The sequence below is a fragment of the Pseudomonas sp. BF-R-01 genome, assembly GCF_019946615.1.
Taxonomy (GTDB): domain Bacteria; phylum Pseudomonadota; class Gammaproteobacteria; order Pseudomonadales; family Pseudomonadaceae; genus Aquipseudomonas; species Aquipseudomonas migulae.
In genome coordinates, this window is the sequence record NZ_JAGYFX010000015.1 from 11,484 (window position 1) to 29,550 (window position 18,067).

An 18,067-nucleotide genomic window follows, 5' to 3' on the forward strand; every position below is an offset into this window, starting at 1 on the left:
GTCATGGCCGAGCATGCGATGGAGTCCAAGCTCCGGCCAGCGGTGGAGCTGTACACCGTAGCGATCTGCATCGCTGCCGCGGTGTTGTGCGTGTACTCGCCCTGGACTGTGGCCCTGTCACCCGAGATCGGTCGGGTTGCGGCGTTGGCCTATGCCCTGTTCGGCCTGATCCGGCTGCGCCAAGCCTGGGAGGTGTTGCGCTATCGACGCAATATCCGCCGACTGCCCCGCTACGAACTGACCAGTCGGCAGATTCCGGTTAGCCGTAAGCATTTGTTCATGGGTCGCGGCTTTCGCTGGACCCGTCTACACACCCAGCGCTTGGTCGAGGCCCAGGATCCGGCGGTCGCCCACTATGTCGACCAACCGACCAGCTACCGTCTGGCCCGTGGACTCGAAAGGCGCCTGGAGCATGCACCGTTTCCACTCTCGATACTGGCCCGAGTAACGGCCTGGGACAGTGCGTTCAATCCGTTGCGCCCTTTGCCCCCGGTAGGTGGCTCGCCACTATTGCATGGGGTCGAGCCCAATGAAACGGAAGTCAGTCTGCCGCTGGGCGAACGGGTCGGACACACCCTGGTGCTCGGCACTACCCGTGTAGGCAAGACGCGACTCGCCGAGGTGTACATCACCCAGGACATTCATCGCATCGAACATGAGGTGGTCATCGTCTTCGATCCGAAAGGCGATGCTGACTTGCTCAAGCGGATGTATGTCGAAGCCAAACGAGCCGGTCGGGAAAAGGAGTTCTATGTGTTCCATCTGGGCTGGCCGGAGATCTCCGCCCGCTACAACGCCGTGGGACGCTTCGGACGCATTTCGGAGGTGGCATCGCGCATCGCTGGGCAGCTCAGTGGTGAAGGTAACTCTGCAGCCTTCCGTGAGTTTGCCTGGCGTTTCGTCAACATCATCGCCCGCGCATTGATCGAGTTGGGTCGACGCCCGGACTACCTGCAGATCCAACGGCATGTGGTCAACATCGACGCACTGTTCATCGAATACGCCCAGCAGTTTTTCGCCAAAACTGACCCGAAGGCGTGGGAAGTGATCGTCCAGCTTGAAGGCAAACTCACCGAAAAAAACATTCCCCGACATATGATCGGGCGCGAAAAGCGTGTCGTGGCCATCGAGCAGTACCTGGCGGTGAAACGGGTATTCGATCCTGTGTTGGATGGACTGCGTTCGGCGGTTCGCTATGACCGTACTTACTTCGACAAAATCGTGGCCTCGCTACTGCCGCTGCTGGAGAAACTCACCACAGGCAAGACAGCCCAACTGCTGGCCCCCGACTACACCGATCTGGACGACCCACGGCCGATCTTCGACTGGATGCAGATCATCCGAAAACGCGGGATCGTCTACGTCGGCCTGGATGCGCTGACCGACGCCGAGGTGGCCGCCGCTGTGGGCAACTCCATGTTTGCCGATTTGGTCTCGGTCGCTGGCCACATCTACAAACATGGCATTGACCATGGTCTGCCCCAATCGGGTAACAATAGTGACAAGTTGCCGATCAACCTGCACGCCGATGAGTTCAATGAGTTGATGGGCGATGAGTTCATCCCGCTGATCAACAAGGGCGGTGGCGCCGGCATCCAGGTGACGGCCTACACCCAAACCCTGAGCGATATCGAAGCGCGAATCGGCAACCGAGCCAAGGCCGGCCAGGTCATTGGTAACTTCAACACCCTGCAGATACTGCGGGTGCGCGAAACCGCCACTGCGGAACTGCTCACCCAACAGTTGCCCAAGGTTAACGTGCTGACCAAGACCCTGGTGTCGGGTGCCACCGACACCTCCGATCCTGAGGCCAACACGGACTTCACGTCCTCCTCGCAAGACCGCGTCAGTAGCACCAGCGTGCCCTTGATCGAGCCGGCTCATATCGTCAGTTTACCCAAGGGGCAAATGTTCTCCTTCCAGGCCGGTGGGCAGCTCTGGAAAGTCCGCATGCCGTTGCCAAAACCCTCCAACGACGATGCCATGCCCAAGGACCTGCAGGAGCTCACCCAGCGAATGCGGGCGACCTATAACGCGCAGGCGGGGCAATGGTGGAGCGCAAGCGGTGGCGGCCCAACTACCAACTTCGATCTGGATCAGGTCGGGTAGCCCGCCCCTGCTGCAGGTTTTTGACTCAGCAGAAAACTATCCAGAAGGATCGTGATGGCATCGACTCTGCAACGCACAATGGAGTGAACGATGGCGACTTCCACCCAGAACACGCCGCCACAACCAATCCAGCGCCCAGGATTAATCGTCTCGGTGATTGGCTTGGTTTTACGCATTATTGGTGTACTGATCGCCTCGTTGCTGTTCTCGATCCTGATCGAGTTTGCAGGCCTATTGCTCTTTTGGGGCGATCAGGGCTGGCGGCACAGCCAGGCCATGCTGACCAATGAACTGGGCTGGCTTAGCCAACACTTCAAATCTTCACTCATCCTCCAGCAGCCTGGGCAAACGATCATCCAGTTACTGGATTTTCTCAATCAGTGGTTGTTGGTCAAGACCGGCTTTGCAGATTTTGCCCAGCAGGCGCGGGGGCCTAACCATGGCAATGGCTTCTGGGAGTGGATTAACCAGTTCTACGTAACCATTGAGGATTTCATGCTGACGGCTGTGTATGTCACCTTTACCTTCGTGGTGCGCCTTACCATTCTGGTCCTGGCCATCCCCCTGTTTCTGCTGGCCATGTTCACTGGTTTTGTCGATGGACTGATGCGCCGGGACCTACGTAAATTTGGCGCAGGGCGAGAAAGTAGCTTTGTCTACCATCGAGCTAAACGAGCCGTGATACCACTGCTGATCGTGCCCTGGGTTATCTACTTGTCCCTACCCTTTTCGCTCAATCCCATGGCTGTGTTTTTCCCTTGTGCTGTGATGCTCGGCATCATTACGGCAATCACGGCAACGACATTCAAGAAGTATCTCTGATTCGGAAAAACCAGTTATTCTTTACATGTCCCGATGCCAGGATAGTTATCCTGCGACCCAAAACTGACACGCCATACGAATGCAAATAAAACTGCTAGAGGTCGTCCTCGACTCCCATTATGGGTTAGAGCATCAGATGAAATGTAGGCTTCCAAGATTTGGGCGAAATTCAAGGATCTAACCAGCAATTAAACTGGTGCAGGACCGGGTCAAGACTTGCACTCTGGATTTATCATTCTCACCGATAAAAAAGGGCCCTTACAGGCCCTTGGTCATCAAACCGATCTTACTGAGTACGCCACGAGTCAACAACGTCTGCGCCAAACTCGACTTTCCATTCTTTCAGTTGTCGATGATTTCCTCCCTTGGTTTCGATCACCTCACCCGAGTTTGGATTCTTGTAAATCTTCACTTCGCGAGCCTTACGGATGGCCTTTACGGAGGCAACTATTGGTGCCGAGGTACGACGGCCAGCCTCTGGATCCAGGATGCCAATGATGTTCTTCAAGCTGAAGCCGTACTCGCCAAGCAACGCACGTAGTTTGCTCTCAAATTCCATTTCTTTTTTCAGACCGGAGTCACTTTTCATCGACTCGAGCTCTGCGAGCTGTTCGGCCAGTTGTTGTTCAAGCTTGCGAAATTCAGCCAAACGAGACATGTGAAACTTCCTTCAGGTTAGGGAAATGAGAAGTGAACGCCCCCATGCTAAGCGATGATTGACTCTTCGTCACCCATACGCGTTTCAAGCAGAAGTGAATCCACTCATTGCCCTATGAGCAACACATTACTAATGGGGAAGGATTGCTAGACTGAGCTCTCTTTTTCGCCCAATCGATTGCTAGTGTATGTGTGGGTAAGTTTCTTCCGCTCGCCTCCAAAAAAGCGATACATCCCATCTCGCGTTTCATACTGAGTAATTCAACCCCTAACTTGATGCTGGCGCCATCTCCACATGGACCAGCATCATGTCGACTACCGTCTTTCGCTGCTTGTTATTCCTTTCACTGGCCATCGCTCATGTCAGCGGCTATGCCGCATCGACTCATGAGCAGGAACAGCTCAGCCTAGTCCAGCAGCAACTCGACACTCTCGAACGCCTTGCGACGCGAGCGGAGGCAGCCCGTACCCTTGAACCAATCGAACGCTATCGATTCGACTACCCCCGACTGACCCAGGACATTCAGCGCATCCGCCAAGGGGTGCAGAGCTATCTGTACCCCTCCCGTGTGCAACCCCGCGACCCCAGTGAACTGGTCGGTGATTACCGCCTCGACACTCCGATTGCGGAGCCCTCGCCATGAGCATGACTGACGTTCAGATCGCTGCGTTCCAAAACGCCGCCGGCTTCGCACCGCAGAGCAGTTCGACGCTGTGGCTTTCCCTGGTTCTCGTGCTGACCTTGCTGTGGTGCGCCTGGGTGATGTGGACGGCTTACCGGGGTTGGGCGAGCGGCAGCGTGCGCTTTGGAGCCTTCGGCGGCAGCGCCGCACGCGTGCTGCTCACCTTGCTGGTTTTGATGTTCTTCACCCTGTCCTAACCCAGGAGATCGCCGCCATGCTCAAGTGCTTTACCCCTCTGAAAAACAACCTGCGTGATCGTGCGAGCCAGCGCTTGATCGGACTGCTGCTGGTGCTCGGCCCAAGCCTGGCTTTTGCCGAGCTCCCCACCATGGAAGCCCCTTCGCGCGGCGAAGGATCCGGGTTGATCGAGACGATCAAAAACTATGCCTACGACGGCGGCATCCTGCTCGGTCTGCTGATCGCCCTACTCGCTTTCTTGGGGGTGGCGTGGCACTCGTTGACCGTGTACGCCGACGTGCAAAACCAACGAAAGACCTGGAAGGACTTGGGTGCAGTGGTCGGCATCGGTGCCCTGCTGGTGGTGATCATCATCTGGTTCCTGACCAAGGCGGCCGCCATTCTGTGAGGTCGGCATGAACGACACTATCGAACGCCTTGCCGACGGCACCTTGGTCTTTCTTCCAGAGCGACTCAATCGTGATCCCGCCGTATTGCGAGGGTTGACCAATGATGAGATGTGGGTAGCACTCGGCACCGGCGCCGTCATTGGCCTGCTGCTGGGCGTCCCTCTAGCGATTGCCACCGCTTCCATTGCCATAGCGCCGACCGGCATGATCGCCGGCATGGCGCTGGTGTTATTGGCCGGTGGCACGCTACTGCGCCGGGCCAAACGGGCTCGCCCCGAGACCTGGTTGTACCGCAAACTCGAATGGATGCTCGCCAGCCGTTGGCGCTTGGGTCGCGGCAGTCTGATCCTCCACTCCGGTGCCTGGACGGTCCGCCGTTCACGTCGGCTGCGCCCTGCCCTGTCACGGTGGCAACCATGAGTCGTTTTCGGAACAAGGTGGATGCCCAACAGGCCCATATCTTCAGCCTGCGTCTGGCGGTAATGATCCTTGCCCTGGTCTGTGCCGGACTCTGGTATGGCTGGCGCTCGGCACCGACCGATCTGACCGTGCATGTCCCCCCGGATCTGCGCTCGGGCAGCACGCGCAAGTGGTGGGATATCCCCCCAGAGAATGTGTATGCCTTTGCCCTGTACATCTTTGGCCAACTCAACCGCTGGCCTTCGGATGGCGAGCAGGATTATCGCCGCGCCATCTATGGCTTGCAGTCCTACTTGACACCCTCCTGCAAGGCCTTCCTCGATGGCGACTACGAGTACCGCAAGGCCGCCGGCGAACTGCGCCAGCGGGTGCGTGGCGTCTACGAAATTCTGGGCCGAGGCTACAGCGAAGATCCGGAACTCAGGGTCAAGCAACTCGACCGCGACAGCTGGCTGGTCAAGCTAGACCTCAACGCTGATGAGTATTACGCCGCCGAACCGGTGAAACGGGTGGTGGTGCGTTATCCATTACGCGTGATGCGTTTTGATCTGGACCCCGAACGCAATAAGTGGGGGTTGGCACTGGATTGCTACCAGGGCACGCCGCAAAAAATCTCCCTGCCTGGAGGTGAACCATGAAGCGGATGCCTACCCTGGGACTCACCGTCGTACTGATGTTATGGGGAGCTGCAGCGCAGGCCGTTGAGTTGATGCACTGGGAGCGCCTCCCCCTTGCGGTCCCGCTGGTGATCAATCAGGAGCGGGTGATCTTTGTCGATGAGGCTGTTCGAGTCGGCGTGCCCTCAACCCTGACGGACAAGCTACGCGTGCAGTCAACCGGCGGCACGCTGTACTTGCGCGCGTCGGAAGCCATTGCCCCGACCCGCCTGCAACTGCAATCGATCGCGACGGGTGAGATCATCCTCCTGGACATCGCGGCCACGCCTGGTGATCAACCGTTGGAGCCCGTGCGTATTCTCAAGAATGCTCAGGTGCAAGCTACCGAGGCTGAATCGAGCACCGCCCCTGTTCCAGAACGTACGCCAATCCCGGTCGCGTTGACGCGCTACGCCGCACAGAGCCTGTACGCGCCGTTGCGCACCGTGGTGTCCCTGCCCGGTGTACGCCGCGTCCCGCTCACGCTGCGCAGCGAACTGCCAAACCTGCTGCCGACCGAAAACGTGGCCAGCACACCCATCGCCGCCTGGCGACTCGGTGATTATTGGGTGACGGCGGTGAAGTTGCGCAATCGTGGTTCAGCGACGGTGCAACTCGATCCACGTCGGCTTCAGGCCACGCTGTTCGCCGCGGCCTTCCAGCATGCTTTTCTCGGGCCGGTCGGCAGTGCTGAAGACACCACGCTCGCCTACCTCGTCACTCGCGGTGCCGGCCTCGAACGCGCCGTGCTGCTCCCGCCCGTTGCGCGAGGTGCTGACGATGAAAGCTAACGCCTTGCTCAAATGGCTGGTACCGGCTGCGCTGCTGGGCGTGGTGCTGATCATCCTGAAAACCTGGGTCCCGGGTGGCAGCACACCTTCTCCAGAGCACCCAGTTGATCAGGGCAATATTCAATTATCCGCCGAGCAAGCCAAGTCGCTCGGCATTGCGGGCGATACCCCACGCGACACGGTCGCCACCCTGGTCGGCCAGGTGAAGGCCATGCGCAGCGACATGCTCGGTTTGAAGAAACACAATGACTCACTGCAGACGGAAAACAACCGCCTACGCGAGCGGGAAAACAGTGTCGATTCGCGTATCCAGACCGCGCTTGGCAGTGTGACCCAGCAGGTCGACGAAGGCCGCCGCCACGCCAACGAGGCCCGACTCAAAGCGGAACAAGACAGTCGTCAGGCTCGCGGCCTGCTGACGCAATTGCAGGAACAGTTGTCGGGGCTGGCTGGCAAAAGCAAGGACATGCCGCTCGGATTGGGGCTTGAGCCCGGCGACGGCGCTCAGTTCGAAGGGCGACACTCTACCAATGATGCGCTGCAGTGGATTGAACCCTCGGATGCTCCGTCCACCGACGCCAGAGGCAAAACCACGACTTCCTCCGCACTGAGCCTGCCTACCGCTTTCAACTCTCTGGAAGGCTTGAAAGACAACACGATTGATCGCAGCCAGAAACAGCTACGTGCAGTTACCAAGGGTGAGCGCGACCTGACGCGATCCGTTGATCGTACCGAAGGCGCGAAGCCGGTCTACACGATCCCCGAAAACGCCACGCTGATGGGCTCGGTCGCCATGACCGCGCTGATCGGCCGAGTCCCGGTGGACGGCACCGTGAATGACCCCTATCCCTTCAAGGTGCTGGTCGGTCCGGAGAACCTGACCGCCAACGGCATCGACCTGCCGGACGTCGCGGGGGCCGTGATGAGCGGCACGGCGTCCGGTGACTGGACCCTGTCCTGCGTACGCGGACAGGTCGAGTCAATCACCTTTGTGTTTACCGATGGCACCATCCGCACGGTGCCTCAGCCGAAGGCGGTAGCCAGCCGCAATGCCTCCACCACCCAGAGCTCGAACACCGACAATATTCGTGGCGGACTCGGTTACCTGTCCGATCCGTATGGCATTCCTTGCATTGCCGGTGAGCGCCGCTCGAACGCTCAACAGTACCTCGGCAGCCAGAGCTTGATCACTGCCGCCGGCGCCGGTGTTGCCGCTTTGCTCGGGGATGAGCAGAACAACAGCAGCGTGATCAGTTCGGGTGGCAGTACGCTCGGGGTCACCAGCAGCAGTGGCAATAGCGCGCTGAATTCAATTCTCAGTGGTGGGGTCAGCGACATCCGCGAGTGGGTCAACAAACTGTATGGCGAAGCCTTCGCTGCCGTGTACGTGCCACCGGCCGCCCAGGTCGCACTGCACCTCGACCATGAGATCACTATCGACTACGAGCCCAGGGGCCGGAGCGTTCGCCATGAAAAAGACCATGCTTCTCTGTCTGACCTGGATTAGCTTGATCTGCTGGGTCCTGACGGGGTGTTCCACCGACAAGGAGACGCTTTTGCCCCATGGCGAGCAAACCATGCTGGACATCTGGAACGGTGCCGGTTCGCAAGGCACTCAGCAGCAACTGCTGGATGCTCGGCAGCAGTTACGCCGCCCTTTGACTCAAGCAGATTTCTCCGTTGCTCTCCAGGAACCGTACACGCGCACCGCGGCGAACGAGATCCGCAACCTATTCCCGCGCCTGCCCAATCCCGATCTAGTGCTGTACGTGTATCCGCATTTGAGCGGTACCGAGCAGGCACCGGTTCCGGGTTACTCGACTGTCTTTCCGTTCTACCAACATGTGCAGTACGCATTACCGGGTGAACGTCAGGAAGATTTTTAGTGCGTACCGGTGATTCGGGCAACCGCACTGCCGCGTGGAAAGCCTGGCGCCACCCATTGCGCCCTCGCGCGACCTTGGCCGATGAAGCTGCACTCTATGCGCACAATCCCAGCTTCACCGATCATCTGCCGTGGGTCGAATACCTCGACACCGAGCAGTGCTTTCTACTGGATGACAATCGCTCGGTGGGTGCGGTGTTCGAGTTGCTGCCTATCGGTACCGAAGGGCGCGAACCCGATTGGCTGATGGCGGCCCGCGATGCCCTTGAAGACGCCCTGCAGGATAGCTTTGACGAGCTGGATCAAGCGCCTTGGGTGGCGCAATTTTTCTGCCAGGACGACAACGACTTCACCCCCTACCTGACCCAGCTCACCGATTATATTCAGGACCGCGCGCGAGGCACGGTCTTCACCGAGGCGTATTTTGAGCTCAGCCGCCGCCATCTAAAGGCCATCGCCAAGCCCGGTGGTCTGTTTGAGGATAAGGTGGTGACGCGCCTGCCCTGGCGCGGCAACAACCGCCGGGTGCGCCTGGTGGTCTATCGCTGGCTCAAGTCTGACGCTGAGGAGGCAGGACTCACCCCGGTGCAATCCCTGCAACAGGCTTGCGAACGTATTGCGGCTTCGTTGCAGGCGTGCGGGGTGCAATCGACGCGAGTCGATGGCCGAGGTCTGTATGCCTGGTTAGTGCCCTGGTTCAATCCGGTGCCCAGGCTCACCGATGAAGCACCCGAGGATTTCTACCAACGCGTGGCCTATCCGGAGTCAGGTGATGGCGAGTCGCTGGAACTGCCCTTCGATCATGACTTTGCCGAACGGCTGTTCTTCAACGAACCGCGTTCGGATGTGGAGCGCGGGCTCTGGTTTTTCGACGATCAGCCCCACCGGGTGATGGTGGTGGACAAGCTGCGGCGGGCGCCTTTGATTGGTCAACTCACCGGAGAAACCCGTAAGGGCGATGCAGTCAACGCCCTGTTCGACCAGTTACCTGAAGGCACGGTGATGAGTCTGACCCTGGTGGTCAAACCGCAGGATGTGCTCGAGGACCAGTTAAACCGCTTGGCGCGCAAAGCCATCGGTGAAAACCTGGCCTCGACCCAGACCCGTCAGGATGTCGAAGAGGCCCGCGCGATCATTGGCCGTCAGCACAAGCTGTACCGCGGCACGCTGGCGTTTTACGTGCGCGGTGACGATGAACAGCAATTGCACCAGCGCTCGGTCAGCCTGGCTAACGCGCTATTGGGCGCGGGGCTACAACCGGTACGTGAAGGCGATGAGGTCGCCGCCTGCAACAGCTACCTGCGTTGGTTGCCGATGGCTTACAACCCGGCCCGCGACACGCGCAACTGGTACACCCGCCTGATGTTTGCCCAGCACCTGGCGAATCTGGTTCCGGTGTGGGGCCGCAGCACCGGCACCGGCCACCCGGGCATCACCCTGTTCAATCGTGGTGGCTCGCCGTTGAGTTTTGATCCGTTGTCACGTCTAGACCGGGCAATGAACGGCCATCTGCTGTTGTTCGGCCCCACCGGCGCCGGCAAGTCGGCCACCCTGGTTACCCTGCTGATGCAGGTCATGGCCGTGTACCGCCCTCGCCTGTTTATCGTCGAGGCCGGCAACTCATTCGGCTTGCAGGGAGACTACTTCGCGACACAGGACCTGTCGGTCAACAAGGTCCAATTGAAACCAGGCGCCTCGGTCAGTCTCGCCCCGTTCGCCGATGCCTGGCGCCTGGTCGAGCAGCCGGATCAGGTGGCGAGTCTGTCGATCGATGAGCTGGACGATGAGGTGGTAACCAGTCACGAAGACCAGCGCGATGTTCTCGGCGAACTGGAAATCACCGCCCGCCTGATGATCACCGGCGGCGAGGCCAAGGAAGAAGCCCGCCTGAGTCGAGCCGATCGTAGCCTGATCCGCGAGTGCATTCTCGATGCGGCACAGACGTGTGTCACAGCACGCCGCCAGGTACTGACCCGCGACGTGCGCGACGCCTTGCTGCGCGTCGCCGCTGACCCGCACTTACCGGAGAAACGTCGCGAGCGCGCCCAGGAAATGGGGGAATCCATCGACCTGTTTTGCCAGGGTTTCGAGGGTGAACTGTTCGATCGCGAGGGGACACCTTGGCCCGAGAGCGATGTGACCATTGTCGATCTCGGCACTTACGCTCGCGAAGGCTACGAGGCGCAGATGTCCATCAGCTACATCAGCCTGATGAACACCGTGAACAACCTTGCTGAGCGCGATCAGTATTTGGGTCGGCCGATCATCATGGTCACCGACGAGGGCCATATCATCACCAAAAACCCGCTGCTGGCGCCATTCGTGGTCAAGGGAACAAAGATGTGGCGCAAGCTCGGCGCTTGGTTCTGGCTGGCGACGCAAAACCTTGCTGACTTTCCCGCTGCTGCGCAGACCATGCTCAACATGATCGAATGGTGGATTTGTTTAAACATGCCGACCTCGGAAATCGAAGAGATCGCACGGTTCAAGAAACTCACGCCAGCACAGAAAGCCTTGCTGCTCTCCGCCAGTAAAGAGCCGGGTAAATACACTGAGGGGGTCGTGCTGTCGAAAAAACTCGAAACGCTGTTTCGAGCCGTACCACCCAGTCTCTATCTCGCCCTGGCCATGACGGAGCCCGAGGAAAAAGCCGAGCGCTGGACACTGATGCAGGAGAACGGCTGCTCGGAGTTGGACGCGGCTTTCCAGGTAGCTGAGCGCATTGACCAGGCCCGTGGAATCGGGACGTAAGTATCGATCTGAAGCCCAAATAGCGTTACATCTACAAGGGCTGGAGAGCGGTTTTGTGCTGGATATGCCCGAACTATCTGAGTAGATTACTCGTCACCATTCAGCCAGCAGAAGGAGTCATACATGAATAAAAACGATCTCGTCGAGGCCATAGCGAGCTCCGCCGACCTCCCGAAATCCACTGCCGGACGCGCGCTGGAAGCCCTCACAACCATCATATCCACTGCATTGCAAAGCGGTGAGAACGTCACCTTGGTTGGTTTTGGTACCTTTGCGGTGAAAGCGCGTGCAGCGCGCGACGGCCGTAACCCTCAAACGGGGGCCACCATCAAGATCGCAGCCGCGAAGACGCCTAGTTTCAAAGCCGGTAAGTCGCTGAAAGACGCGGTTAACTAGACGCTGGCAGCGACTACCCAATACCAACTCTGCGAGAGCGCTGGTATTGGGGCTTCAGCAGCCGAAACGCTTGCTGAACAACGGGAGCCGTTCAAGCCATGAGTATGAACGCGTCTTAAAGGTCTTTTTTCTCAGCTTTGATTTGGGCTGGGTGGCACACTGCTGAGCCGCTGCTGAATCCTCAACAGGAATCCGGCTTCAAAGGCATCCTGGCAGTCACCGACAGGAAAGGTTTTGCGCGCTTGCGCCAGCTCCCACCACAGTGGAATCTCGCCAGGCGTATCAAGCCAAGCCTTAGCACATTGCACGCCACGTTCGATCATTGGGGCAAATTCGCTGCCCCAAGGTGTCAGAAGACTTGGGCAACCATCCGCCGCAGGAATTGAAATGTAGTTTTCGTCCATACACACCCTAGATTTCTGATTTATTGTTAGACGCAGAGTCCAGCCTAGAAAATCTTAACGAAACCAAATGAACGCTCGATAACCGGCATGAGCATCAAATGGCCTAGATCAATGCAAATGTAGACTATATCCCGTGGATTGAGAGTCCCTCAAGGCGCAATTTGCGCGCATGACTCAAGACTACGAACAGCTTCGTCTGCAGCTGGCGGAAAACATCCGCTTGATGCGACGCGTGAAAAACCTTACCCAAGAGCAGCTCGCGCTCATGGCCGAGGTGGATCGCACCTACGTCAGTCAAATCGAACGATGCACGGGCAATCCGTCGCTGTTGGTCCTGTGCAAGCTCGCCAATATTTTCGAAATTACCGCAGATCAGTTACTTGTGGAACCCGATATCCTGCGCAGCGCCCTTCACGTCAAATAATAGTCTCACGTCTCACAAACCCGATAGATCCGCCTTCATAATTTCCACTGACAGTCTTCAGTCGCTAACCGAACCTGCCCAGGCCATACACCGAGAGCCTGGATCATGCCTGTTGCCTGCTCGTCAATCCCGCCCACAAAGCTACGGCCCTTGGCGCTAAGCCTCCTGCTGACGTGCGGCCCAAGCGTGGCGCTGGACAGCGGCAGCATCACGTCCTCTGTGCTTTCTCCAGGCTGTCTCGACTACAGGGTCGTCGGCATTTGTTTCTGGCTCCTCTGCACGCCCTTCGGCTGCAAGGTCAAAACCTCGACCAAGGTTCGTCATTTCATTCCTGAACTGGTGGTCTCGAGCTACGCCACCACCGGCAATAACCCCTGGACCGAGATGGCCACCCTCTCTTCCCCCATCAGCGGTGCGGCAGGTGGCGGCAACTTGATCACGCCGAACACCCGCCGTGACAACCTGCCCCGCTTCAAGAACGTCGACGGTATCGGCCACCCCGGTGGCTGGGCCGTAACGCAACTGGCCTCGCAATCCGGTTATGCCTGCGCCAGCGGTGCTACCGCACTAATGCCCTACTACCTAAGCACCCTGGACTCACTGGCTTGGCGCCAGGGCATCCCGGAAAGTTTCTACCCCGAATCCCTCGTGCCGGGGATCCGTGAAATTGGTCGTCAGGCCTCGGAAAACATGTGGGGCAACGTTTACCCCCGGCAGGGCTTCCTGGTACAGCCCGACGATTTCAAGGCGGCCGCAGTCATGGCGCAACGGGCCGGCGATGTCATCACCCGTAACGGGCAGCCGCATGTGTATGTACCGCTCACGCCCGCCAAACGCGACGGCTACTGGCCGCCTGGCCCGATCGTTGAAAACGACGCTTCGACCCACAAATGGCAATTGCTCTACCCTCAGGTTCAACCGACATGCGCCATCTTCCCCGGTGATTCGGTACAGAGTGCGCATGGCGGCTACGCCTGGTCGTTGTGGCGTCCCTATAGCTGCTGCAAGCGCGAGGGGCAGACCTTTCTGTTCAGCATCGACTTCGAAGGCGGTGCGTCATGAGTCGGTTTCTCGCACGACCCTGGTTGGGCGTGGTGAGTCTGTTGCTCTACGGACTGCTGACCGTTGTCCTCCATGTCCACGCCGCCGAAGGCGATTACCGCCTGGGCACTCAAGGCGAAGTACTCGACGACCGAGTGATGTACACCATTGGTGGCGGCTCGGCAGTCGGCTCACCGAGTTCGCTCTACCGACCCAGTGGTCTCGGTGTCGGCGGATCATGGCGAGCGAACATGATGTGCGGAAACATGAGCCTCACCAACACCCTGCAAAACCAGCTGAACGGCGTCACTGAAGGTTTCCAGCAGATCATGGGCAGCATCGTGCAGAACGCGACCCAAGCGGTGATGTCGCTGCCAGCGTTGATCATCCAACGCGCCAACCCCGGTCTCTATGAGTTGCTGAGTAACGGCGTCATGCAAGGTCGTATCGACTTCGACCGCTCCAAGCTGACCTGCCAGGCCATGGCCGAAAAGATGGCGGACAAGGTCGGTCAAGCCGGCTGGGGTGCGCTGGCCAAGAACCAAGAAATGCAGGGCAATCTGGAGCAAACCGGCGGAGATGCAGTGGCCGCGGTGAAAAACACCGAGGCGCGTAACGGCAACAATGGAGTGTCCTGGGTCGGCGGTTCGAAGGCAGGAGGCAATGGGCAGACACCCATTCGAGTGACCGCCGACGTGGTGCGAGCAGGCTACAACCTGCTGCATAACCGGACGGTGGATGACAGTGCGTCGATCAGTAGCAGCGACTGTTTGGGTGGGGCCATTTGCCAGACTTGGACCTCGCCCCAGGAGGAATCCGAATGGGCCGTTCGCGTGTTGGGCGAGAGCGAAGTCGCGACCTGCGACAGCTGCGAAACCCTGCGTGCTACCGCGGGCAGCGGATTGACGCCGCTGATCCAGGAGGCCTACAGCGAACGCCTCAAGGCCCTGCAAGGGCTGCTATCCGGTTCACTGTCGCCTACCCCTGACAATCTGGCTAAAGCCTCGAGCCCAATATTGCCAGTGACCCGTGGCGTGATCGAAGCCTTGCGCGACGATCCCGACCAGGATCTGCTGGCGCGACGCCTGGCCAGCGAGACGGCCCTGTCCAGCGTACTCGACAAAGCGCTCCTGCTACTGCGCACGCTGCTGGCAGGCAGTCACGAACCGAATATAGCTTCCGCCGAGCCGGCCCAAACCGCCTTGACGAAAAACATCGAGGCTCTGGAGCGCGAAATTCGCCTGCTGCAGACCGAACTGCAGGTCCGGCAGATGCTGGCCACCAATACCGCCAGCTTGGTGCTAGATCGGCATGCAGGGGGTGCCGACGCATCGCGCACCGTCGAGCAAGGTGATCCCGAGCCCGGGCGACTCAATGACGCCGACGCCAGGCGCAAGTGAAGCCATGAAACGCTCACGGCTGTTCACTCTGCTTTCAGGTCTGGGAATTGCCGCGGCGATGATCCTCACCGCCGCACTGGTCGCATGGATCGGCCGCACTGCGTTGGGTAGTTTCGAGGCCTGGCAGCAGGCATTCGAATCCGTACGACCCTATCTGCGGTGGTGGCGTGCCCTGCTCTACGGCGCCCTCTTTGCGCTCTGGTGGGATCTGCTTCGGCGCTACCGACATCGACCACAGGATCGACTGCGTGTGAAGCACATCGGGACATTAGGGCTCGTGCTCTTGACCGTCGTCGAGTTCACCCGACTGTGAGGTCACCACCATGCTCATGAGCACCAACAGCTACCTGGAGTTTTACCTCTCCCTGCTGGCCTGGATCATCAACAACGGCCTCTGGAGCGTCCTGTCCGACACTGGACTGTTCGCCGCGCCCTTTGGTGCAATTATTTTGCAAGAATGGTTGTCGGCCCGTCAGCAAGGCGCGGATGAAGGCAACAAGGGCCTGCTCTCGGTACCTCGGATTGAAAACCGGCTGTGGCTGGCCTACATCGTTGTGTTGTTCGGCTGCGCACCGGTCTTTCCGTTGAGCCTCACGTCAATGGCGTTCGATGATGCGGCAAGCCAGCGCTGCGGTATCAGTGTGGCTAAGCCAGCAGAAACCGCCTGGGGGACGACTTTTAATACCATTGGCGAACACTCCGCCAATGTGCCGATCTGGTGGTTTCTGGTGCATGCTTTGAGCAAAGGCGTGACCGCGGCGACCACCGCCTCCATCCCCTGTGCGCCGGATATCCGGCAGATGCGCATGGAGATCGACAGCTCGCGCATCGACAGCCAGGTACTGCTGCAGGAAGTCGCCGACTTCACCCGCGACTGCTATGGCTATTCTCGCTCCCGGCTGTTTACCAACCGTCCCCAGTTGGACAAGGCTCAAAGTCATGATGCGTCCTGGATCGGCTCAAGCTATTTTCTTGATACGCCTGGCTACTACGATACGGATCGCTCACACACACCGCGCGTCAGCTGGCCGTATGACGAAAGTCGCGATGTCTCCTTGCCTCGGCTGGAGAATGGCGCGGGCTACCCCACCTGCAAGCAGTGGTGGAACGATAGCGGTGTTGGCTTGCGCGAGCGCTTGATCCAGCAGGTCGATCCTTCGCTGCTGACTCAGCTGAAAGGTTGGTTGACTGGTCGTTCGAGCAACGAGGTCGAGGATGCCACCCTGCGTGAGCTGGTCAGCCCGCGCCAGCAATCGATGTCCATGTCGCCCGGACAGGTGTACCAGGACTATGGCTCCAGCGCTCGTGGTGGCTCAATCAATCAGGGGCTCAATAACCTGGCCACCAACACCGGGCTGGCCCTAGGCTCCTTTAGCAACTTCCCAGCGATGAACGCGCTACGCGCCGCCCTGCCGATGGTGCAGGCTTTTCTGATTATGGGCGTCATCATCAGCCTGCCGCTGATCCTGCTGGTCAGTACCTATCAGCTGAAGACCGTCATGACGGTGACGTTCGCGCTGTTCACGCTGCACATGCTGAGTTTCTGGTGGGAACTCGCCCGCTGGATCGACTCCAGCATGCTCGACACCTTGTACAACCAGGTTTCGGCGTCCAATCAAGTGCTGTTATCGCTGCCTACGTCCGGGTTTATGGATGGGACGGTCACGGCGCAGGTGATCGAGTATGTGATGGGGGCGATGTTCATCGTGCTACCGATGGTTTTTCTAGCCACCATGAGTTGGGCCGGATATAGCGTAGGTTCAGGCGTAGAAGGAATGCTCAGTAGGGGAACCCACGCAGCACAGACAGCGAGCTCTAACGGAACCTCTCAGTTGATGAGCGGTGCAAGAATTGTTTCGGGTAAATCGAGCTCAAAATAACCAAGAGGCTACTTCAGAGAACCCCATTTATCGTACCGCTCAGGCCAAGACGTTCTATGCATTGGATCATCGAGATCGTCAATACCTGGAGTGTCTGAATCTTGAATTGGGATAGCTGCTAATACGACGATTGTGCACATCAGCACAAACAACCAGAAGCTAACAAAAATAGATGCTCCGAGCAGAGCCAACTTGGCAGCCAGAAAACTCCCGCGAACAAGAAATTTACCTGCGGGCATACCTACCGTCTCCGCACGCTCAACCACGCGGGATTCAAACGTTTTCAACCTACGGTAACCACGCCTCACCGACATACCACAGACGTACGCCCAGCGGTGGGCACGTGAACTCTGAACAGGTTGCTGAATCGGCATGGTCTCGCCCTCTTCTGAGCGTTTTCATGGTTGAGACAAGAGCAATAGCGTACTACTGAAATCGGCCCGTGCCTGACCGTTTATCAGTTTGCCCCAGCCGAAAAATCTTCACTGGAAGACAGAAGACAAGCTCCGTGAAACAGCGTCTCTACAGTCATTGACCCATACAAATCGTCCAGTTAAATACAAGGTACGGATCGCTGTTATCAACAGCACCTGCCCAAGTAGCCAGAACCTTCAAGGCTACGTCACTTCGGTGATGGTTCTTCCCCAAGTGCGATTAGCGTTCGGTGGCTCGCACGGTGACAGTTTCTACGGTGATGAACGCCTACTGCTCTCCTAAGCGCCTTTCGGACTCTGCTCGTCAGGAAAACCCTCTTGATTTTCTTCAACCCACTGCGGGGAAATCTTTTCCCGCACGGGACAGGTTTCTTCGCGTTTTCAACGGAGACATACCATGCCCGACTCACTTACACCGGAAACACTGAACACCCTTCGGTTGCCCATCGTATTCACCCCTGGCGCGTGGCAACGCGCAGTACAGCTCGAGCGTTCCGATCACGCTGGGAAGCTGCAGATCGATCGGTTGAGCCACGTATTGCGCGCAGCCTTCGAGGCCCACCTGGCCTATCCACAAAAGCCCTATGTGCTGTTCGAGGTAGTCCACATTGAACCAACCGATCACTTCGACCACGACCCGTTGCTGCAATTGAGTCTCAGCCTACTCCAAGAACCGGGTCAGCCTGCCGCCTTACTGATAGCACTTGCAGGAGAACACCAGCGCTAA

Annotated in this window: 21 protein-coding genes; 18 read left to right on the forward strand and 3 right to left on the reverse strand. The window is 58.6% G+C overall.

Going from position 1 to position 18,067, the window contains the following annotated elements:
• The first annotated feature begins 3 nt into the window (after positions 1 to 3).
• Together traD and KGB27_RS08680 are read left to right on the forward strand one after the other, a co-directional pair.
• On the forward strand, positions 4 to 2,109 hold the full coding sequence (gene traD, locus KGB27_RS08675) for a type IV conjugative transfer system coupling protein TraD (RefSeq protein WP_223553965.1): 2,106 nt from the start codon (positions 4 to 6) through the stop codon (positions 2,107 to 2,109).
• A gap of 90 nt (positions 2,110 to 2,199) precedes the next feature.
• Positions 2,200 to 2,931 carry a TIGR03747 family integrating conjugative element membrane protein gene (locus KGB27_RS08680; RefSeq protein ID WP_161549010.1) on the forward strand — a complete coding sequence of 244 codons (732 nt, stop codon included), beginning with the start codon at positions 2,200 to 2,202 and terminating at the stop codon, positions 2,929 to 2,931.
• A 286-nt stretch (positions 2,932 to 3,217) separates the two neighbouring features.
• Here KGB27_RS08680 and KGB27_RS08685 read toward each other — a convergent pair whose 3' ends face one another.
• Positions 3,218 to 3,589 (reverse strand): histone-like nucleoid-structuring protein, MvaT/MvaU family, encoded by a 372-nt coding sequence (locus KGB27_RS08685; protein WP_069787764.1) that lies wholly within the window; start codon positions 3,587 to 3,589, stop codon positions 3,218 to 3,220.
• Between the two features lie 307 nt (positions 3,590 to 3,896).
• On the opposite strand from KGB27_RS08685, the gene KGB27_RS08690 reads away from it, so the two are divergent.
• From KGB27_RS08690 to KGB27_RS08735, 10 genes are all read left to right on the forward strand, one after another.
• Entirely contained in the window at positions 3,897 to 4,232 is a 336-nt protein-coding gene (locus tag KGB27_RS08690; protein ID WP_223553967.1) for an RAQPRD family integrative conjugative element protein, read from the forward strand.
• Positions 4,229 to 4,468, forward strand: a complete 240-nt coding sequence (locus KGB27_RS08695) for a TIGR03758 family integrating conjugative element protein (RefSeq protein ID WP_029290855.1) — start codon at positions 4,229 to 4,231, stop codon at positions 4,466 to 4,468. The genes KGB27_RS08690 and KGB27_RS08695 overlap by 4 nt, the downstream gene beginning before the upstream one ends.
• A 17-nt stretch (positions 4,469 to 4,485) precedes the next feature.
• The gene (locus tag KGB27_RS08700) at positions 4,486 to 4,857 is read left to right on the forward strand and encodes a TIGR03745 family integrating conjugative element membrane protein (RefSeq protein ID WP_020300904.1); all 372 of its coding nucleotides are present in this window, start codon (positions 4,486 to 4,488) and stop codon (positions 4,855 to 4,857) included.
• 7 nt (positions 4,858 to 4,864) lie between these two features.
• The gene (locus KGB27_RS08705; protein ID WP_074844896.1) at positions 4,865 to 5,278 is read left to right on the forward strand and encodes a TIGR03750 family conjugal transfer protein; all 414 of its coding nucleotides are present in this window, start codon (positions 4,865 to 4,867) and stop codon (positions 5,276 to 5,278) included.
• Positions 5,275 to 5,916 (forward strand): PFL_4703 family integrating conjugative element protein, encoded by a 642-nt coding sequence (locus tag KGB27_RS08710; RefSeq protein WP_223553970.1) that lies wholly within the window; start codon positions 5,275 to 5,277, stop codon positions 5,914 to 5,916. The genes KGB27_RS08705 and KGB27_RS08710 overlap by 4 nt, the downstream gene beginning before the upstream one ends.
• Positions 5,913 to 6,725 (forward strand): TIGR03749 family integrating conjugative element protein, encoded by an 813-nt coding sequence (locus KGB27_RS08715; protein ID WP_223553972.1) that lies wholly within the window; start codon positions 5,913 to 5,915, stop codon positions 6,723 to 6,725. The genes KGB27_RS08710 and KGB27_RS08715 overlap by 4 nt, the downstream gene beginning before the upstream one ends.
• Positions 6,715 to 8,232, forward strand: a complete 1,518-nt coding sequence (locus tag KGB27_RS08720) for a TIGR03752 family integrating conjugative element protein (RefSeq protein ID WP_223553975.1) — start codon at positions 6,715 to 6,717, stop codon at positions 8,230 to 8,232. The genes KGB27_RS08715 and KGB27_RS08720 overlap by 11 nt, the downstream gene beginning before the upstream one ends.
• Positions 8,195 to 8,611 carry a TIGR03751 family conjugal transfer lipoprotein gene (locus KGB27_RS08725; RefSeq protein ID WP_223553978.1) on the forward strand — a complete coding sequence of 139 codons (417 nt, stop codon included), beginning with the start codon at positions 8,195 to 8,197 and terminating at the stop codon, positions 8,609 to 8,611. The genes KGB27_RS08720 and KGB27_RS08725 overlap by 38 nt, the downstream gene beginning before the upstream one ends.
• Positions 8,611 to 11,361 (forward strand): conjugative transfer ATPase, encoded by a 2,751-nt coding sequence (locus KGB27_RS08730; RefSeq protein WP_223553980.1) that lies wholly within the window; start codon positions 8,611 to 8,613, stop codon positions 11,359 to 11,361. The genes KGB27_RS08725 and KGB27_RS08730 overlap by 1 nt, the downstream gene beginning before the upstream one ends.
• Before the next feature lie 123 nt (positions 11,362 to 11,484).
• A complete protein-coding gene (locus tag KGB27_RS08735; RefSeq protein WP_090454301.1) occupies positions 11,485 to 11,757 on the forward strand; it encodes an HU family DNA-binding protein in 273 nt (90 codons plus the stop codon).
• Between the two features lie 131 nt (positions 11,758 to 11,888).
• Here the strand turns inward: KGB27_RS08735 and KGB27_RS08740 are convergent, their stop codons facing one another.
• Entirely contained in the window at positions 11,889 to 12,161 is a 273-nt protein-coding gene (locus KGB27_RS08740) for a LasR-specific antiactivator QslA (protein ID WP_223553983.1), read from the reverse strand.
• Positions 12,162 to 12,330: 169 nt separating this feature from the next.
• On the opposite strand from KGB27_RS08740, the gene KGB27_RS08745 reads away from it, so the two are divergent.
• The 5 genes from KGB27_RS08745 to KGB27_RS08765 all read left to right on the forward strand — a co-directional run bounded on the left by KGB27_RS08745 (position 12,331) and on the right by KGB27_RS08765 (position 16,906).
• The gene (locus KGB27_RS08745) at positions 12,331 to 12,585 is read left to right on the forward strand and encodes a helix-turn-helix domain-containing protein (protein WP_003174132.1); all 255 of its coding nucleotides are present in this window, start codon (positions 12,331 to 12,333) and stop codon (positions 12,583 to 12,585) included.
• Positions 12,586 to 12,690: 105 nt separating this feature from the next.
• A complete protein-coding gene (locus KGB27_RS08750; RefSeq protein WP_223553986.1) occupies positions 12,691 to 13,647 on the forward strand; it encodes a TIGR03756 family integrating conjugative element protein in 957 nt (318 codons plus the stop codon).
• Positions 13,644 to 15,026, forward strand: a complete 1,383-nt coding sequence (locus KGB27_RS08755) for an integrating conjugative element protein (protein ID WP_223553989.1) — start codon at positions 13,644 to 13,646, stop codon at positions 15,024 to 15,026. Before KGB27_RS08750 ends, KGB27_RS08755 begins: the two co-directional genes overlap by 4 nt.
• Before the next feature lie 4 nt (positions 15,027 to 15,030).
• Entirely contained in the window at positions 15,031 to 15,339 is a 309-nt protein-coding gene (locus tag KGB27_RS08760) for a hypothetical protein (RefSeq protein ID WP_223553992.1), read from the forward strand.
• Positions 15,340 to 15,349: 10 nt separating this feature from the next.
• Positions 15,350 to 16,906 carry a conjugal transfer protein TraG N-terminal domain-containing protein gene (locus KGB27_RS08765; RefSeq protein ID WP_223553995.1) on the forward strand — a complete coding sequence of 519 codons (1,557 nt, stop codon included), beginning with the start codon at positions 15,350 to 15,352 and terminating at the stop codon, positions 16,904 to 16,906.
• A gap of 8 nt (positions 16,907 to 16,914) precedes the next feature.
• On the opposite strand, the gene KGB27_RS08770 is transcribed toward KGB27_RS08765, so the two are convergent.
• On the reverse strand, positions 16,915 to 17,280 hold the full coding sequence (locus KGB27_RS08770; protein WP_223553997.1) for a DUF3742 family protein: 366 nt from the start codon (positions 17,278 to 17,280) through the stop codon (positions 16,915 to 16,917).
• A 457-nt stretch (positions 17,281 to 17,737) separates the two neighbouring features.
• Here KGB27_RS08770 and KGB27_RS08775 point away from each other — a divergent pair, with 457 nt between their 5' ends.
• Entirely contained in the window at positions 17,738 to 18,067 is a 330-nt protein-coding gene (locus tag KGB27_RS08775; RefSeq protein ID WP_223554000.1) for a hypothetical protein, read from the forward strand.